This is a genomic window from Croceifilum oryzae, from assembly GCF_030814315.1.
In the GTDB taxonomy this organism is placed as follows: domain Bacteria; phylum Bacillota; class Bacilli; order Thermoactinomycetales; family Thermoactinomycetaceae; genus Baia; species Baia oryzae.
The window spans coordinates 99,490-116,148 of the sequence record NZ_JAUSUV010000007.1 but is presented as its reverse complement, the minus strand read 5'-3'; the positions used below and the strand labels follow the sequence as shown (position 1 = coordinate 116,148).

General features: G+C 42.2%; 21 protein-coding genes. 3 read left to right on the top strand and 18 right to left on the bottom strand.

Annotated elements, in window-relative coordinates:
* Positions 1-11: 11 nt before the first annotated feature.
* The 8 genes from acsA to J2Z48_RS09150 all read right to left on the bottom strand — a co-directional run bounded on the left by acsA (position 12) and on the right by J2Z48_RS09150 (position 7,480).
* Entirely contained in the window at positions 12-1,730 is a 1,719-nt protein-coding gene (acsA, locus tag J2Z48_RS09185; RefSeq protein ID WP_307252838.1) for an acetate--CoA ligase, read from the bottom strand.
* Between the two features lie 187 nt (positions 1,731-1,917).
* Entirely contained in the window at positions 1,918-2,079 is a 162-nt protein-coding gene (locus tag J2Z48_RS09180) for a DUF1540 domain-containing protein (protein ID WP_131849499.1), read from the bottom strand.
* Positions 2,080-2,177: 98 nt separating this feature from the next.
* Positions 2,178-2,873 carry a 5'-methylthioadenosine/adenosylhomocysteine nucleosidase gene (locus J2Z48_RS09175; protein ID WP_307252834.1) on the bottom strand — a complete coding sequence of 232 codons (696 nt, stop codon included), beginning with the start codon at positions 2,871-2,873 and terminating at the stop codon, positions 2,178-2,180.
* Between the two features lie 21 nt (positions 2,874-2,894).
* Complete coding sequence (gene ccpA, locus J2Z48_RS09170) at positions 2,895-3,923, bottom strand: catabolite control protein A (protein ID WP_307252832.1); 1,029 nt, start codon at positions 3,921-3,923, stop codon at positions 2,895-2,897.
* Positions 3,924-4,014: 91 nt separating this feature from the next.
* Positions 4,015-5,505, bottom strand: coding sequence for a hypothetical protein (locus tag J2Z48_RS09165; RefSeq protein WP_307252831.1), 1,491 nt, complete (start codon positions 5,503-5,505; stop codon positions 4,015-4,017).
* A 101-nt stretch (positions 5,506-5,606) separates the two neighbouring features.
* Complete coding sequence (locus tag J2Z48_RS09160; RefSeq protein WP_307252830.1) at positions 5,607-6,695, bottom strand: bifunctional 3-deoxy-7-phosphoheptulonate synthase/chorismate mutase; 1,089 nt, start codon at positions 6,693-6,695, stop codon at positions 5,607-5,609.
* 52 nt (positions 6,696-6,747) lie between these two features.
* A complete protein-coding gene (locus J2Z48_RS09155; RefSeq protein WP_307252829.1) occupies positions 6,748-7,032 on the bottom strand; it encodes a YtxH domain-containing protein in 285 nt (94 codons plus the stop codon).
* Positions 7,033-7,048: 16 nt separating this feature from the next.
* Positions 7,049-7,480 (bottom strand): DUF948 domain-containing protein, encoded by a 432-nt coding sequence (locus J2Z48_RS09150; RefSeq protein WP_307252827.1) that lies wholly within the window; start codon positions 7,478-7,480, stop codon positions 7,049-7,051.
* A 227-nt stretch (positions 7,481-7,707) separates the two neighbouring features.
* Between J2Z48_RS09150 and J2Z48_RS09145 the strand changes: the two genes are divergently transcribed.
* Positions 7,708-8,766 carry an isocitrate/isopropylmalate family dehydrogenase gene (locus J2Z48_RS09145; RefSeq protein WP_243649524.1) on the top strand — a complete coding sequence of 353 codons (1,059 nt, stop codon included), beginning with the start codon at positions 7,708-7,710 and terminating at the stop codon, positions 8,764-8,766.
* Positions 8,767-8,848: 82 nt separating this feature from the next.
* On the opposite strand, the gene J2Z48_RS09140 is transcribed toward J2Z48_RS09145, so the two are convergent.
* Positions 8,849-9,598, bottom strand: coding sequence for a hypothetical protein (locus J2Z48_RS09140; RefSeq protein WP_307252825.1), 750 nt, complete (start codon positions 9,596-9,598; stop codon positions 8,849-8,851).
* A 149-nt stretch (positions 9,599-9,747) separates the two neighbouring features.
* The gene (locus J2Z48_RS09135; protein ID WP_131849508.1) at positions 9,748-10,035 is read right to left on the bottom strand and encodes a hypothetical protein; all 288 of its coding nucleotides are present in this window, start codon (positions 10,033-10,035) and stop codon (positions 9,748-9,750) included.
* Positions 10,036-10,595: 560 nt separating this feature from the next.
* On the opposite strand from J2Z48_RS09135, the gene J2Z48_RS09130 reads away from it, so the two are divergent.
* Together J2Z48_RS09130 and J2Z48_RS09125 are read left to right on the top strand one after the other, a co-directional pair.
* Positions 10,596-10,721, top strand: coding sequence for a sporulation protein YjcZ (locus J2Z48_RS09130; RefSeq protein ID WP_207896825.1), 126 nt, complete (start codon positions 10,596-10,598; stop codon positions 10,719-10,721).
* A 41-nt stretch (positions 10,722-10,762) separates the two neighbouring features.
* Entirely contained in the window at positions 10,763-10,888 is a 126-nt protein-coding gene (locus J2Z48_RS09125; protein WP_307252822.1) for a hypothetical protein, read from the top strand.
* A 352-nt stretch (positions 10,889-11,240) separates the two neighbouring features.
* Here the strand turns inward: J2Z48_RS09125 and J2Z48_RS09120 are convergent, their stop codons facing one another.
* The 8 genes from J2Z48_RS09120 to J2Z48_RS09085 form a co-directional block, all read right to left on the bottom strand.
* The gene (locus J2Z48_RS09120) at positions 11,241-11,483 is read right to left on the bottom strand and encodes a hypothetical protein (protein WP_307252820.1); all 243 of its coding nucleotides are present in this window, start codon (positions 11,481-11,483) and stop codon (positions 11,241-11,243) included.
* A gap of 25 nt (positions 11,484-11,508) precedes the next feature.
* Positions 11,509-12,078, bottom strand: coding sequence for a hypothetical protein (locus J2Z48_RS09115; RefSeq protein ID WP_307252819.1), 570 nt, complete (start codon positions 12,076-12,078; stop codon positions 11,509-11,511).
* A gap of 151 nt (positions 12,079-12,229) precedes the next feature.
* Positions 12,230-12,625, bottom strand: coding sequence for a DUF309 domain-containing protein (locus J2Z48_RS09110; protein ID WP_307252818.1), 396 nt, complete (start codon positions 12,623-12,625; stop codon positions 12,230-12,232).
* A gap of 314 nt (positions 12,626-12,939) precedes the next feature.
* On the bottom strand, positions 12,940-13,635 hold the full coding sequence (locus J2Z48_RS09105; RefSeq protein ID WP_307252817.1) for a tetratricopeptide repeat protein: 696 nt from the start codon (positions 13,633-13,635) through the stop codon (positions 12,940-12,942).
* A gap of 129 nt (positions 13,636-13,764) precedes the next feature.
* On the bottom strand, positions 13,765-14,436 hold the full coding sequence (locus J2Z48_RS09100) for a serine/threonine protein kinase (RefSeq protein WP_307252816.1): 672 nt from the start codon (positions 14,434-14,436) through the stop codon (positions 13,765-13,767).
* A gap of 34 nt (positions 14,437-14,470) precedes the next feature.
* Positions 14,471-15,211, bottom strand: coding sequence for a pseudouridine synthase (locus tag J2Z48_RS09095; RefSeq protein WP_307252815.1), 741 nt, complete (start codon positions 15,209-15,211; stop codon positions 14,471-14,473).
* 249 nt (positions 15,212-15,460) lie between these two features.
* Positions 15,461-16,054 carry a biotin transporter BioY gene (locus J2Z48_RS09090; RefSeq protein WP_307252814.1) on the bottom strand — a complete coding sequence of 198 codons (594 nt, stop codon included), beginning with the start codon at positions 16,052-16,054 and terminating at the stop codon, positions 15,461-15,463.
* Positions 16,055-16,185: 131 nt separating this feature from the next.
* Positions 16,186-16,650, bottom strand: coding sequence for a hypothetical protein (locus tag J2Z48_RS09085; protein ID WP_307252813.1), 465 nt, complete (start codon positions 16,648-16,650; stop codon positions 16,186-16,188).
* Positions 16,651-16,659: the final 9 nt, after the last annotated feature.

The window sequence follows — 16,659 nt, the reverse complement described above, 5'->3', positions numbered from 1 at the left end:
AAATCCATTGCTTAGTCTTCCATTGTTGATAAATCACCCGTAGGAAGCCCTAATTCCCAAGCTTTTAACACACGTCGCATGATTTTACCGCTCCGCGTTTTCGGAAGCTTCTCGATAAACTCAATCTCACGTGGAGCTGCATGGGCAGCCATGTGATCTTTTACAAACTGGCGAATCTCTTCTTTTAGCTCAGCAGATGCTTCATACCCCTGTCTTAGAGCAATAAAGGCTTTAATAATCTCTCCTCTTACTGCATCAGGCTTCCCGATTACTCCAGCTTCGGCTACGGCTGGATGCTCGACTAAAGCACTCTCCACTTCAAAAGGACCTACTCGCTTCCCTGCCGTATTAATCACATCATCAATCCGACCCTGGAACCAAAAGTAGCCATCCTCATCTTGATACGCTGTGTCTCCAGATAGGTACCATCCGGGGATTCGGAAGTACTCTTGATACTTGGCTTCATTTTTCCAGATTTGTCTCATCATCGAAGGCCAACCAGCTCGAATCGCTAAGTGCCCCATTGAGTACGGCGGAAGCTCATTTCCACTATCATCGATAATCGCTGCATAAATTCCAGGAATCGGTCGTCCCATGGAGCCTGGTTTTACCTCCATTTGCGGATAGTTGGAAATGAGGGTTCCGCCGGTCTCTGTCATCCACCAGTTATCATGAATTCGCTTCCCGTAGACTTTTAATCCCCAACGTACCACTTCCGGATTCAAAGGTTCTCCTACACTTAAAATATGGCGCACAGAAGATAGGTCATGCTTCGCTACAAGCTCATCTCCTGCACCCATCAACATCCGAAACGCAGTCGGCGCACTGTACCAGATCGTTACCTTTTTCTCTGCAATCGTCTGATACCAGTCTTCCGGAGTAAATCTGCCTCCTCGAATCACACTGGTAACCCCATGTAACCAAGGTCCAAATATCCCATAGGAAGTACCTGTCACCCATCCTGGATCCGCTGTACACCAATAGATATCATCCTCTTGTAAATCCACGACCCATTTTCCCGTTTGGTAGTGATGAATCATCGCGTTATGGACATGGACGACTCCTTTTGGCTTTCCAGTCGATCCGGATGTGTAGTGAATGAGCATCGGATCTTCTCGATCTACCCATTCAATCTCTAAATCTGCGGAAGCTGATGCCATCTCTTTCTCATATGAGATCGCACCTTCCGTATCAGCATCATCTCCTACTAAGATGACATGTTTGAGATGTGGTAGCTCGTCAAGAGGCACACGTGACAATAACGAAGGTGTAGTCACAAGCGCTACTGCTTCACTATCTTCCAAGCGATCTTTTACAGCTACGGTCATAAATGCTTCAAACAAAGGTCCGATAATCGCTCCTACTTTTAAGGCGCCTAAGAAGCTTATGTATAGCTCAGGCGTTCGTGGCAAGAAGATGAAAACTCGGTCTCCTTTGCTAATTGCGTATTTTCTAAGTATATTTCCAAATTGATTTGATTTTGTTTTTAAATCGCCAAATGAATACTTCTCATCTCTTGACTCGTCGCTGTACCATAAAGCTGTTTTATGCTCTTTTCCTTCCATCACATGCCGATCAATCGCCTCATAGGCAGCATTCACTTTCCCTGTCTCGCTCCATGTAAACGCTTTCTCAACATCGACCCAAGAAAAATCCTTATACGCTGCCTCATAGTTTTCTAAATTATTTTCTTTTGTTTGAATCCCTACTGATTGTGAATGATCTAGCATATGATTCTCCCCCTAAGAAATATAGCAATTTTCTTTTATGTATGATTATAACATAGAATGTTTTTCTCATTCATACCAAATCTAGTTTATATATAAGAATTTATTCTTTGGAAAACATAAAAAATCTGACCCTTTTATAGGCCAGATTCTCTCATACGATTATTCAAAACAAGTCATTCAAATAAGCTTAGTGCTTGGCTTTCCGTTCAAAGGTATGGCAATCGGTTTCCTTCTGATCTTCCGCTTCTCTTCCTGTATTACTTACTACATAGATAGCATCGGCTTCACATTTGTCGCCAGATCCCCAATACGTACAGTTGTTTACCTCACAACGAACATCACGTGCCATTTAGAAAACCCCCTTTCATATTGTGACGTTATTTTGCTCTGAAAAGGGGATTTTAAACACACAGAAACAGGGATCATTTGCTACGTATATGCATATTTCTATGCTATTTTATGCAATAGATAGCTCACCATCGTGTAGGAACGATCTGCTGCTAAAATCGTAAACTCCTCAAAATTCACATGGGCAGAATGGTCCGCTCGATCCGACATAGAGCGAATCACGATAAATGGAGTCTTAAGCATAAAGCAGACATGAGCGACCGCCGCTCCCTCCATCTCCACACAAGCCCCTTGTAGCTCTTCACGAAGCATATGTACGGCTTCCACACTTGATATAAATTGATCTCCGGATAAAACCTTTCCTACTTTCACTTGGACTCCATCCATCTCCTGACCTGCTTCTTCAGCCCATTGTACTAAAGCTGGATCAGCTGGGAAGATCGACGTCTCTTGAAATGGAATCTGACCACGTACAAATCCCAGAGCCGTTACATCTACATCATGATATTGGCATTCACTGGAGACTACGATATCTCCAATCTCTAGATCTGGATGAACAGCCCCTGCTACCCCGGTAAATAAGACCGATTTCACTTGAAAATGACTGATTAATGTCGTTGCACAGATGGCGGCATTTACCTTTCCCACACCTGACTTGGTAATCACCACTTCGCGACCTGCCATCATCCCTTCATAGTAGGAAAAGCCATGAATCTGATGTACTTGTTTCTCTGTTAAGTCCTCTAAAAAGCGAGCGATCTCGCTATCCATTGCCCCTATGATTCCGATCTTCATCCGATTGATTCCTCTCTCTCTCTATTCTGGCCACTGCTTCAGGTTTGTTGAGTTTCGTAATTCCAAACTAAAAGGCAACCAAACTTGCTCTGCTTCAATTTCTTCACGTAGCATATACTTGGTCAATAATCGCATCGATACGGCGCCCACATCGTACATGGGATAACTTACCGTACTGAGCAACGGACGTACTTGCGAAGCCAGAGGAATGTTATGGAAACCGATGACGGAAAACGCCTCTGGAACCTTTTTCCCCGCATCTTGTAACGCATGCAACGCCCCTACTGCCATCTCATCACTTGCACATGCTACAGCGGTAATCTTAGGATCAGCTGTAAGCAAGTCCTGCATCGCCTGATATCCGGATCGATACCCGTTGTCCCCATAACGAACAATCGAGTCATCATACTCCATCCCTGTCTCATGAAGAGCTTGCTTATAACCCTCTAAGCGCGGCGCTCCTTGTACCATATCTTCATTTGGATTAGAGATATATCCGACTTTCTTATGCCCTTCTGCTAGTAAAACCATTACCGCTTCCTTGGACGCCTCTTTCTGGTCAATATGAACAAAAGGAAGCTCCTTTTCTAGATCTTCTGTCGCCACCAACACAACTGGAATCGAGGATGCCGAAAAAATTTCTTTGTGAGCAGGCGTAATCGTTCCACCTAAAAATAACAATCCGTCTACTTGCTTTTCCATTAACGTTTCAATCAACCGAAGCTCTCGCTCTTGTCGTAGGTCTGAGTTACTCAGGATAATATTGTAGTTATACATCGTCGCGATATCCTCAATTCCCCTTGCCACCTCAGCGTAAAAAGCATTTGAGATATCTGGGATCACGACTCCTACTGTGGTTGTCTTCTTACTGGCAAGACCACGCGCCACTGCGTTTGGACGGTAACCTAGGTTCCGAATCACTTCTAACACTTTTTTTCGTGTAGCTGGCTTTACATTGGGATTGCCATTTACAACCCGGGAAACAGTAGCCATCGATACATTGGCTTCTCGTGCAACATCATAAATAGTAATAGTCTCTTTTTTCTTCATGTTGTTTTCCCACATCCATTACGGTTATTCATTATTAGTATAGCAAAGATTATTCTTTCCATTGTACCAAAAAAGAACCAACCTAATTAGGTTAGTTCTGATTTCGCTCATTTTGTGCCATTAGTTGCAGGATATAGGGAATCGTATCTCCCATCACACTGGTCCAAGCAACGGATGTTCCGCGGTTAATCCACACAACAGGCTGGCGACTAGCGAGGGCACGGAAAAGCTTCTTCGTCGATACAAGCCGTGGCATCATATCTGGAAGGCTCGGGTTCTGTTTCTTCGCTTCTTGTATTAACTGCTCTGCATGAGTATCAGAGGTAAAGAAATCCACAATCGGACTTTGATCTTGACCCGCTAGGATAACCATATTCCCGTTATGATCCGTAATCACCCAGATCCGGCGGCTATCTGCTAATAACCGGCATACTTCCCAACCGTTCGCTACACCTTGTCCAGACATCGTAGCCCGTTCTAATTGTTCCAATTGGGCTTTTAATTCGGGCGGGATTGACAGATTCCCGGGAACGACGTGCTCTTTAGCAGGATTCGGTTTTGGAGGTGTTGGCTCTGGTGCTGGGGTTGAAGCTGGTGGAGTTACTGGAGCTACGTCCATTTCATGATGTTCAATTGATTGTGGTTCTTTCGATTCTGTATCCTCTATGATGGTCTCCGTTTGAGCCACTTCTACAGTAGGCTCTTCATTTCTAGTTTCATCTGGAACCACATCGATCTCTTCTTCGTTATTTTGTGGCATGTTCACATCTGTTGTCATGGTAGTCGCAACTTCTTCGAACGGGGACGCATTTTCAGCTTGCTTCACTTCTGGCTCTACACCCGCGTTCTCATACTGTTCCTCGATTGGATTGTTTACAGGGATAAATGGATGTTGTGTTATCTCAGGTTCCACAAAGCCTGACTTAGGCCCTTGTTGAATCGCTACTACCTGACTTTGTGTTAATAGCATCTGCTCTGGTAGTCCCGAATGAAATAGAGGAGCTGGCGCATCTAATTTCTCCACACGCGCAAAAATATCTTCCCATGAAGCAAGTCTCACTTCTCCACCTTGTTGTGCACTTACATGACGAGCATCCTTTTCGGTCACGTAGATGACAACGGTAAATTTGCCTGGTTGGTATGGGGCTAATAATAATTCATTCCCTCTAGAAGGTAACCATGCACCTGTCGAGTGGGATAATCTATGTACTGCATATGCACTAATGAGTGCCATAAGTCGTCCTTTATCTAGATACAATTTGGAAGGTAGTCCCGGATTAAATAAAATGCCTTCTGCGTCCGAACGAAATGCTTTTAGTAAAAAAGGTAAAGCAGGCTCTTCTTGAATCACTAGATATTCTGGATTCGTAGCTCTTACATATCGAGCCACATCGACGTCCGTAAAAGCAATCACACTTTTCCCATTTGGGTGATTACTCTTCGCTAATAAAGGCTTTCTTCCAGCTTCTGAATTTTGATATACAACGGTTAGTCTAGGTACATTCTGCGCAAAAAAATCATACAGACGATCCGGACTAATCTGATTTTGACTAGCTAATTCCAAGCATTCCCTTGCATTCATAGGGAACTCCTCCCATCAACTTCTCTATATTTTATCATCATAACAAACTTTTTCGTAGAAAAGCGAACAGATTCGAATCTGTTCGCTTTTCTGTAATGATTTTATCTAGTTCCCAGCAATTCTGGAAGAAAACGCGATTCGCGTAGTTGGGTCATAAATTGCTCAAACGTTGGTAAATCAATTTGTTGGCGCGAGTCAGAGAGGGCGACAATCGGGTTAGGATGAGTCTCCACCATCACCGCATCTGCTCCTGCTGCAAAAGCCGCTTTCGCTAGAGGGAGAAGAAGATCTTTCCGTCCAGCCGAATGCGTTACATCGACCATAACAGGCAGGTGGCTCTCTTGTTTAATGAGGGGAACAGCGGAGATGTCGAGTGTATTCCTCGTCCATTTCTCATAGGTCCGAATCCCACGCTCACACAGAACGACTTGGTCGTTACCACTTGCGACAATGTACTCAGCGGCAAACAAGAATTCCTCCATCGTAGCCGCGAGTCCTCGTTTTAAGAGCACCGGGGTAGAAACAGAGCCTACAGCTCGAAGTAGATCGAAATTCTGCATGTTTCGAGCACCTACTTGAATGACATCCACATATCGAGTCGCCATCTCTACATCGGCTGGATTCATAATTTCACTAATTACTTTTAATCCAAAATGATCTGCAACACGCCTTAAAATCTGGAGACCTTCCAGTCCTAAACCTTGGAAATCATAAGGAGATGTACGCGGTTTAAAGGCTCCACCACGAATCATCTTTACTCCCTGTCTGGCCATTACCTCAGCCACTTGGAAGACTTGCTCCTCCGATTCCACCGAACACGGGCCAGCCACAATCTTAGGAATCCCGTCCCCAATTTGAACCGTTCCTAAATCGATTACGGTATCCTCTACTTTTCTTTTTCGGCTAATGAGTAAGCCCTTATTATGATTATCTTCAATGAGAGTGAGGGACGCTTGAAAAATCTGTTTAAAGAGATGTTGAATCGTCTGGTCGTCAAAAGGACCGTCGTTATGTAACACAATTTTTTGCAACATATCGTTTTCACGCTCAGGATCAAACTTCATCGTCCCTTGCTTCTGTTTCGTCTCACCAATCTCTTGTACATACCTGGCACGCTCGTTTAGAAGTTCTAGAATCTGCAAATTGATTTGATCTAATTGCACTCGAATCTCATCTACTCTCCCACTCAACTCCGCTTCCTCCCCTCTCTAAGGTGTTATATGAGAGTCACTAGCTTGTCCGCTACACTGAATCTTTGCCCATTGAATCTTTAATTTCAATCCACTTACTTTGGACCTTCGTTCCCGACTCGCCCATTTTTTCAAACGCATCACCTGTTTGGGACTTTACAGCATGAACAATCTCACAACTCTTATCTTTCGCCACTTCTAGGCCTTCTTTTAAATCCTCTCGCATCTCTTTACCAGTTTTGGGCGTTGTCAATAAGGCTACGGTTGCTCCGATGATCCCACCGATTACTGCACCGACTACAAACTCGCCTACATTCATTCCTTTTTTCTCGCTCATCTTTACACGCCTCCCACTATGATTGATTTCGATTTTTCCATTTACGTACTAACTCTAATCCCAAACCCATATAAGATACTGCACTCCCGATCGTACCCCTATGGCTTTGTACACTTTCAACAATCGTATGCGAAACACGATCAATGGATTTTCCGAGGTTTTGAATGTTATCAAATACTTCTTGGGTTTGTGCTGCTTTATGTTGGACATCTGCTACAAGCTCATTGGCCCCGTGAAGAGCTTTCTCTGTTTCGGTAAGCACTGCCTGAACCTGAGGTTGTAAATCCTGGATCGTTTTTTGTATGGTTTGCAAGGACGATGTCGCCTCTTCCAAACTAGATGAAGCACTCCGTAATGTACGGTTCATGGTAATGAGTGTGCGGATTATGTAAATCACTAGTAGTAAGAAGGAAATTGTTGCCACGCCCGCACAAATTTGATAAATCACCGTAAACTCCCCCTCATTCTACATACCTTAACGGTGGTTAGAACACACTAAATATAGGATATATGTTCAATCTTGATCATACCACAGTTCGCGCAAATCTATGCAAGGCTCTTTAATATTCTTAATTTTCTTTGTCTAGTTTGTGAAATTATCTACGAGTATAATAAGGAAGTGGCATTTTTAAAATGGGGTGAATGATATTGAGTGATCAAAAAGTGATCGTTGTAATGAAAGGAGACCAGACGGGACAAGAGCTTTTAGACGAAGCTCTGCGCGTACTGGATCCAAACGTAATTGGTCTAGACTTAGAATTCCAAGAGTTTGATTTGAGTTTAGAAAATCGACGGGCAACCAATAACCAAGTCGTCCACGATGCGGCAAAAGCGATGAAACGAACTGGTTATGGAATAAAGGCAGCTACTGTTACTCCTGAAATAAAAGGAGACGTGGGATCTCCGAATGCGATTTTACGTCGAGAAATTGACGGCAAAGTCATCATTCGTACAGGTCGCCGGATTCCAGGAGTTCGCCCAGTAGCAGGTACTTACTCTCCCATCTCTGTTATTCGTATGGCAGTCGGAGATGCATACGGTGCGAAAGAATGGCGCGAAGGAAGCGGTTTAGACGAAGTAGCTTGTCGTACTGAGACGATCGATCGCAAAACCTGCCGTGCTGTAGCTGAGTTCGCTTTTATGCATGCAAAGAAAACCAAAGCAAAAGTATTTGGCGGTCCAAAATATACAGTTAGCCCTGTGTATGAAGGCATGTTGAAAGAAGAGATGGATGAAGCAGCAAAACGTTATCCTGGCGTGCGATACGAGCCTCAATTAATTGATGCGACCTATGCATTATTGTTGAACAACTCGGGTGATCCGATGGTAATTCCTGCTTTAAACCGCGATGGGGATTGCTTGAGTGATTTGGTTCTTCAAATGTTTGGAACCATCGCTGGCTCTGAATCAATCCTCATGAGCTTTAATGACAACTTTGAACCGGATATTGTGATGGCTGAGGCTCCTCATGGAACGGCTCCATCCTTATTTGGAAAGAACCTTGCGAATCCGATGGCTATGATTTTAGCAGGGGCGGCCATGCTTACTTACATGGATGATCCACGCGCGACAAATGCTTCTCGTGCAATCTATGAAGCCACGATTGAAACGGTAAAAGAAGGCATCCGTACCTCTGATTTAGGCGGAAGTGCTACTACAACTGAATTTACTAATGAAGTAATTCGTAAAGTACAAACGAAAATTGAAGTTTGGAAGACGTTGACTGGTTTTTAAGTGATGATTCCATCTTTCATAGAAAAACAGGCCTAACTGTGTGGAGCAGTTGGGCCTGTTTCTTTTTGTTAATTTGTTCTGTTTACTGATTAGATCCTTGTGGATTCTTTGATTTTTGTTCTGGTTCTTGTGCCTTCTTTTCGGCTCGTAGCTTTGTAAATAATTCTTTTTTGGCTGCGTCTACTTTTTGTTTATCCACATTTAGCTTAGTAGCTACGTCTTTCCACTTGTTATCGCTTGTTTTTAGTTTAAGTACATCTTCTAGTTTCTTTCCACTTGCTTTAGAGAGAACGGAAGCTTTCATCAAGCCTTTTGGATGAACTTTGTATTTCTCGTTTAATCCTTTTAGAGTGCTTGTGCTTTCTCCTGTGTATGTGGCTAGTACTTCATACATAAGGGTTGGATTTTTGATGAATCCAAGCTTTTTACCGAAGTGTGGAGCAATTTTCTTCATTTCAGGATGAATGTCTTTCCACTCCAGCTTATGAGCCGCCATCACTTGTTTCCAATTCCCTAGCTTGTCCTTTTCGGCTATTGCTTGTGGCAAGGTTTGATTCGTCTTCTTGGCGATAACTGCACCAAAGACTACGTTTTTCATACCAATTTTGGAATCTTGAGCGAGTTTTTGCACCTCTGCCTGTGGAATGCCTAAGTAAGTGCTAACCTTACTCGAAATTTGTTCCACACGCTGTTCCTTAGACATCTTCTCGTGTCCTTCGTGTTTTCCCGCTTTCGTAAGATCATCGGCAAATGCCTTTTGGTTGAATACAAATACCCCACCTACTAGTAAACCCATTGATAATGTAACAACTAACAGCTTCTTTTTTAACATGGTCTTTCCCACCTTTCATTTTACTTGCTACATAGTGTAACCAAAATAGTTGGCATTAATTGGTTCTATTTTTGGTCTTTTCTTGATCGATTGACCCACAAAAAAGAAGCAAACAGGAGATGTACTGTTTGCTTCTTTTTTGTGGTTGATTATCTTTTCTTTTTTTGTGGACGAATGCTTTTTTTACCTTCTAAGATGTCCATGCCGATTTGTGGGTTGTTCTTTACATTTTCTGCAAATTGGGTAAGTTCCTGAGCATCGACATCCGCTTGTGTCACTTTCATTAAGTATTGAATAACGGCTGGCATACCACCTTTATCGTATATCTTCTTCGCACCTTCTAGGATCTTATTTAGCTGCTGCTCACTCAGAACGTTATGCCCCATGATGTTATTGATCATTTTTACTAAACTTTGCATCGATGGTCCCTGACTCATAGGTCCCCCTCCTATCATGATTCTTCTTTACTGTATGAATCCGCTCATTGCTCGGTCACACTCTATTTTCTATCTCCAGCCTATTTTTCTATTTAATCGATAAATGGACATTCCTGATGACGACTCGTTACATATGGTAGAAAAGGATCTATCTATCAAAGGCAGGGGCGATGATACATGGATAGCTGGCGCGCACTTCTCTTATTTTTATTACTGGTACCAACCATCTTCGTATTTGTATTCTCTATCTAAGCATCTACCTAATTTCGTTTATACAGGCTCATGCCTGTACACGAGAACCTTGAGGCGCATACAGTAAATTAGCTAAAGAGATCAAGAGAAACCGAAAACCTTGTCAGACCGATCGAGTACAACTGCAAACTGTTCTCTTCAGCAATCTAGAACAATAGGAGGGTGTTAAATGGGTGCATATGCAGGTGGATTTGGCTGGAGAAGCCTTCTCATCTTCTTATTAGTTACAGCTACAATCTTCGTATTTGTTTGCGGGGGATTTGACTGCTAAATAAATAAAGATGAACTAGTTTAGGGAGGTGAGATCTATGAGCGGCTGTGGAAGCTATGGTGGTGGAGGATTTGGTTGGAGAAGTCTTCTTATCTTCTTGCTCGTCGTTGCTACTATCTTCGTCTTTGCATGTGGATGGGGCGGCGGTTACAGAGGTTGCTAATTACTAGGAAAGGATTACCTCTTAGATAGGAGGTGAAATCTATGAGCGGTTGCGGAAACTATGGTGGTGGAGGATTTGGTTGGAGAAGTCTTCTTATCTTCTTGCTCGTCGTTGCTACCATCTTCGTATTCGTTTGCGGAGGTTACGGTGATGATTATAAATGCTAATCCATTTTTATAACCATCAACAACCTTTTTAAGGGAGGTGAGATCTATGAGCGGCTGTGGAAGTTATTATGGCGGTGGTGGATTTGGCTGGAGAAGCCTTCTCATCTTCTTGCTTGTCATTGCTACCATATTCGTATTCGTTTGTGGATGGGGTTGCTAATAAAAAATAACATCTAAAAAAGTGCGTCCTCTCTGGCAGAGGGCGCTTTTTCATCTAAAACCAGTCATATCAAGGCCCTAGACACTGTACACTAATATTTGCAAACAAATCGCAAACCATAGCTATGCTATCCTGAATAGCACAGCTATGGTTTTCCTTTTCACAATAAAATAAGACACCGATAACAGTGTCTTATTTCGCATGAATTCGCAATGTACCTTGATTCCGATCCATAATTTGCAGCAGCATATGATATTCTTCTAATAACATTAACTCTAAAAAACGCAAATCTTGCTTCATCTTCTCTTGGGAATGGTTTAAACGCGTAATCTCAGACTGTACCAATCCGACACGTTTTTCAAGTTGTTCCATATACTCCAGCATCTCTTGTTTATTCATACGTTTGGACGGACCTTGTTCTGCGATAGTTCTCACCTCTCCCTGCGCTCCCTTATATATCTTATGATGAGGTGTCCCGATCTGACTTCCCATCTGTCACGGGAAAGTCAAATTTCATCTCCGAAAAAAACTTAGCAAATGCAGGCTGTTGTTGAATTTCATCTACTAAATGCAACAAATCCTGATAGCGCTCCTGTAACTCTTTTTGCGTAAGCTGTTCAGACTTCTTCTCGATCTCAGCCGAGGATCGATTAACACCCTCTAATGCATGAATCTCCTGATCTAGATACTGAATTTGTTTCTTTAATTGTTCAACATGGTTCTTCTTATAAAACCATTGTCTCTCCACCTCAGCTAACGACTCTCCAATACGGGACAATGATTCAAATCGAGGTCGTCTCTTCCTCTGAAGCTGTGTATATACCCGTTTCTTCTTTGCATCCGAATACGACTCTGGATCTTGTTGACGCAGTACTGCATTCCACCGAAACCCACACGCACCTGCAGTACGACCCATCTTCTTGCCCACTTCATCAAATGCATCTAATTGACTACCACCACTACTTATAGACTGCAATACTCTCTCTCTTAAATAACGATCTTCTTCTTCCGTCCAACGTCTCCCTTTCATTTCAGTCCTCTCCTTCTATAAAACATCATCCACCTAGGCTTATCACTTTCTAGGCTCTTATATATGTATTTAGTCGGAAAGTGATTCAATTATGTAAGAAAACAATAAAAAAAAGCCCAAAATAGGACTTGTTATATCAAAAGTCGTTGAGCTATCTTATTTCTGTCTCCTGTAATTCTTTTGAAGTAGGCAATGAGCAGATAGGGATTGCAAATTGGGCCATATCTTCCACAGGTATTTGCTGTATATCATCAGGTAAGCGGTCTAAACAAAACTGCAACCATTGTAGAATACACGTAATCTGCACTCTATCACATTCTGGGGCATAAGGAGTTAAATATCTCAATGCCGAAGTGGCAAGCTTTCGTACTCCGCGAACTTTTCCACGCTCTAACTGATGGTGAATCGCAGCAATTTGAATCAATCCGTGATAAAAATCATTCGATCTCTCCGTCTGCCATAAGTCCTCTAACGCTTCATGGGCTTCCCAATACTCTTTGGCATGATATAAATCAAAAAATCGGAGATAGAGTGGATCAAAAGACATCCGTACCCCCTCCTTTTTCTATAGTTTGCAAATTTCCACCGTTATTGTAACAAATAAAAGAGACCAGGTACAGACTTCCAGCCTGGTCACATGAAAGAGGGTCAAGATTAAGGAGTTAAAAGAAGCATAGTAAGTAAACGTAAGCAAGAAGGTCAACCTTACCTACGGGGAACATTGTAACATGATTCTCGAATTTTGTCGATATTTCAGACAATTACTGACTCCCTTTCCCAAACCTCTGCCAAATGGATCTAGACAGACGGCAAAACTAGCATATCACCCCAGTTCGATAGCGAACTGGGGTGTGTTTTCATCTATGTCGTTTTTTGTTTCATTAACCGCTCTACTCTTTGCAATTGGTGCCTTATATATATGTTCTTTTTATCTTCTTTCAAAGCTTGTTTATAGTGATGGGTCGATTCAGCAAACCGCTCTAACTCTGCCAAGATAGCAGCACGTCGCTGATGAATCCATGGTTCATCTTGTAAGTAGCGCAGGCCGATTTCTAAATGTAACTCTGCTTGGCTTTTTTGATTTAGCTTCCAGTAAATCTCCGCCAAGATCGTATGCGCATAGGAGTCTTTTGGGTCTAGCTCCAAACCCTTCAGGACCAATGATCGTATATGAGAAATCGAATCATCATGATCCATGCTCAACAAAAACCGTCCATACTCGCGATACCCTTGAGAAGAGACGGGGTGGAGCATGATATTGGTACGATACACTGATTTTGCCCGATCCCATTCGCCAGTAAGTTCTAGGATATTTGCATATAGCAGTTGGCTCTCTGCATCAGTAGGATCGAGCTGTAATGCTTCCTCTACTGCTTCCATTGCAAGTCCATAATTCTGCTTCCGTAATTCTAACTGGGCTAACTCTAGATAATCTGTACGAGATGGTTCGCCTTGAAGATTTTGTTCCAGTCTCGATTTGATGCGTTTGTATTGACTTGCAGGAATCCGAATGCCACGAATCCATAACAGTGATGAATCTACAACAGAATTTGTCATCACGTATTCCCCCTCGTCTCGCCTATATTTTACAAGCCGCGCGTATCATCGTCCCTTTAATTGTATCATTTCATCGTTTAGATAGAAAAAGAAAAACGAAGCTCGTTATCGTTTTTCTCTTACAGATCATTATGCACTAAACAAACGAAACAATCTTTTTCCAAATTCTGATACAGAGAAAGATTTCTTTTTGCCGTTTTGATCAAGATATAAATTTTTTACGTATTCAATCATCCACTTGGGAATTTTCATTCCCCGAATCAGTGGATAAAATTGTCGATACCCTTCTACCAAGTGATCCCATCGATAATCATTTCCAGGAATCACATACTCCGATATATCCACCAGCTTTGCCCGACCTTCTTGGAGAAAAACATTTTTCAAGTGGATATCCCTTGGATTTAATCCAACAGACCTCGCATAGAAACGGGCTTCGTCTACATCTTCGAGCACTTGCTCTGGAATCTCAACACCTTGTTCCAAGCACTCTAATAGAGTCAACCCGGATTCATAACTTAAGATCAGATAATTATCTTGACTACCATAGCATTTAGCGAAATAGGATGATTCCCCTAGTTGTTGATAAGATTTCCATTCGTTTTCTTTTTTGCATAACCGATCGGGATGAAATAATTTATAGACTACCGAAGTATCCCGAGGATCCTGCACTACAATCGCATCTGTTCCCGTTCCGATCAAACGAAGTTCAGATGGAATACGAATATCGGTAACGGGTAGGTTTTTTGGAAAAACGCGAAACGATACTTTTTTTAATAAGGCCACAGTCGTCGTAATGGACATGGTCCCTCCCTAGCAATGTACCCCAACTGCAAACTTATTCACTACGATTTGCCTGTTGGAGTAGAATAACTTCCTCCTGGGTCAGCTCTCGGTATTCTCCCAAATCAAGAGAGGGATCTAACTGGAGAGGTCCCATGGAAATCCGCTTAAGATACGTTACCTTTTTCCCTACTGCTTCAAACATCCGTTTTACTTGGTGAAACTTTCCTTCTGTAATCGTAAGCTCAATCTCTGATAGCATCCCACTGGCTAAAATCACTAACTTCCCAGGGAGTGTCTGATATCCATCTTCCAAAGTAACTCCTTTAGAAAATGCCTCGATATCTTCCTCTGTAACCACCCCGTCGATTTCGGCATAGTACGTTTTCGCCACATGCTTCTTAGGCGATAACAATTGGTGGGCCAGTTTCCCATCATTCGTTAGTAATAGAAAGCCTTCGGTATCTTTATCCAGACGCCCTACAGGGAACAGATCAAAGTGCTTGTACTTTTCATCGATTATGTCAATAACCGTCTCATGCTGGTGATCCTCTGTAGCAGAAATGACTCCTGCTGGTTTATTCATTAACAGGTACACCCACTCACTATAAAAAACTCGCTCATTTCCCACAAATATTTCATCTTGATAAGGATTCACATGGGTAGAAGGATCTTTCGTCATTTGCCCGTTTACGCGGACTAGTTCCTGTTTGCAAAGCTTTTTTATCTCCTTGCGTGTTCCAAATCCAGAGTTAGCAAGGATTTTATCTAAACGAGAGGTCTTTGTTTTACTCATATTGTTCTCCTAACATGTTGGCTTCATTTAGCTTGTATATTTGATTGTAACAGAGAAAAAGCCATCTAGAAAATGTATTCTAGAGGCTATTAGTATTTGTTTTCTTACATATGTTGATGAGCTACTGATGAAATAACGAATGAAATACTGCTAGTACTAAGGAGATTGTCCCGGGGCATGTATCTGACCACATCCTTCACTCTCCATCATCCAATATGTAGCTATTCAAACAATCCCTCAACCCTCGAATCATCCAATCGCCTTACTACTCTTTGCCCTGTTATTCCGTAACAAACCTGGCATCGCATTATACACACCCAAACTAATCACCGTAGCAACAACCGCTTTGATCACATCCCCAGGTATAAAAACAAACAATCCAATAACTAGATTTTGCCCATACGGCACATTCATATAGCTACAAAACCAGATAAATCCGATCAAGTGAACAACCACTACCCCTCCCAAAAGAAACGCACATAAAACATGCCAATATTTCGGCTTCTGACCTCGTCTAAGCTTTTCGATACAGAATCCGATGAGGTACGTTGCGAGTGGAAAACACCAGATATACCCACCCGTTGGTCCAAATAAGGTTCCGATTCCACCTTTAAAGCCGGCCAAAAGAGGTGCACCCACAGCTACAAGTGCTATAAAAACAAACATACTAATCGTGCCCAAACGCTTACCCAACAAAGAACCAGCCAACATCACAATCAAGGTTTGCAGAGTAAAGGGAACCCCTGTAAAATCAAGTTTAATCTGTCCCCCAATAGTCATAAGTGCTACAAACATAGCACATAAAGTCATCTCTCGAATCGTTAAAAAAGATTTATAAGCCATAATGATTTCTCCTTCTCATGATGAACTTTTCTATAAAATCATAATAAGAGAACGAAACATTGTCAACTAACAATAATCATTAGTTGACAATGTTTCGTTCTCTCTATTCAGACTTATAAAAATGCCCTTTTTTAATCCCCTTGCTCCATATTCACAACCTGCTTCTTCCACTCTCCAACCCCTTCAGAAGCGTGAAGCACGACTACCGGAACAATGTCATCTTTGGTTGGATCTGACAAGCTTAAGGAAACCAACTTAGCATCTTGATATAAGTACGCGAAGTCGAGTTTCTGCGATTCCGTTTTCGTATTTAGTTGATTTTCTACTTGCTGAAGTTTTTTCGTTAACAATTGGAGGCGATCGACTAATTTCTTTTTTGTGTCTCGGTTCAATTTATAGTTAGAATACTGCTCCATGATTTGGGAGTAGGTCTCTGTCATCTCGTTCACGATCTGGCTACCACCTAGTTGGGTATAGGTTTCAACATACGTTTTTGCCTCTTTATCCTCGATATAATTCATATATAGCACTGTGCCTAAAATCGAAACCGCTATCAATGCTAGGGCTGTACCGCTTTTACGAATAAATTGTTTCATCCCCATTCC

Coding starts and splice junctions, on each gene's coding strand:
- J2Z48_RS09105 (WP_307252817.1), bottom strand. CDS start 13,635: ATGACAAATTCTGTTGTAGATTCATCACTGTTATGGATTCGTGGCATT.
- ccpA (WP_307252832.1), bottom strand. CDS start 3,923: ATGAAGAAAAAAGAGACTATTACTATTTATGATGTTGCACGAGAAGCC.
- J2Z48_RS09140 (WP_307252825.1), bottom strand. CDS start 9,598: ATGTTAAAAAAGAAGCTGTTAGTTGTTACATTATCAATGGGTTTACTA.
- J2Z48_RS09115 (WP_307252819.1), bottom strand. CDS start 12,078: ATGAAAGGGAGACGTTGGACGGAAGAAGAAGATCGTTATTTAAGAGAG.
- acsA (WP_307252838.1), bottom strand. CDS start 1,730: ATGCTAGATCATTCACAATCAGTAGGGATTCAAACAAAAGAAAATAAT.
- J2Z48_RS09145 (WP_243649524.1), top strand. CDS start 7,708: ATGAAAGGAGACCAGACGGGACAAGAGCTTTTAGACGAAGCTCTGCGC.
- J2Z48_RS09085 (WP_307252813.1), bottom strand. CDS start 16,650: ATGAAACAATTTATTCGTAAAAGCGGTACAGCCCTAGCATTGATAGCG.
- J2Z48_RS09110 (WP_307252818.1), bottom strand. CDS start 12,625: ATGTCTTTTGATCCACTCTATCTCCGATTTTTTGATTTATATCATGCC.
- J2Z48_RS09100 (WP_307252816.1), bottom strand. CDS start 14,436: ATGTCCATTACGACGACTGTGGCCTTATTAAAAAAAGTATCGTTTCGC.
- J2Z48_RS09125 (WP_307252822.1), top strand. CDS start 10,763: ATGAGCGGTTGCGGAAACTATGGTGGTGGAGGATTTGGTTGGAGAAGT.
- J2Z48_RS09165 (WP_307252831.1), bottom strand. CDS start 5,505: ATGAATGCAAGGGAATGCTTGGAATTAGCTAGTCAAAATCAGATTAGT.
- J2Z48_RS09175 (WP_307252834.1), bottom strand. CDS start 2,873: ATGAAGATCGGAATCATAGGGGCAATGGATAGCGAGATCGCTCGCTTT.
- J2Z48_RS09130 (WP_207896825.1), top strand. CDS start 10,596: ATGAGCGGCTGTGGAAGCTATGGTGGTGGAGGATTTGGTTGGAGAAGT.
- J2Z48_RS09095 (WP_307252815.1), bottom strand. CDS start 15,211: ATGAGTAAAACAAAGACCTCTCGTTTAGATAAAATCCTTGCTAACTCT.
- J2Z48_RS09135 (WP_131849508.1), bottom strand. CDS start 10,035: ATGAGTCAGGGACCATCGATGCAAAGTTTAGTAAAAATGATCAATAAC.
- J2Z48_RS09180 (WP_131849499.1), bottom strand. CDS start 2,079: ATGGCACGTGATGTTCGTTGTGAGGTAAACAACTGTACGTATTGGGGA.
- J2Z48_RS09090 (WP_307252814.1), bottom strand. CDS start 16,054: ATGGCTTATAAATCTTTTTTAACGATTCGAGAGATGACTTTATGTGCT.
- J2Z48_RS09155 (WP_307252829.1), bottom strand. CDS start 7,032: ATGAGCGAGAAAAAAGGAATGAATGTAGGCGAGTTTGTAGTCGGTGCA.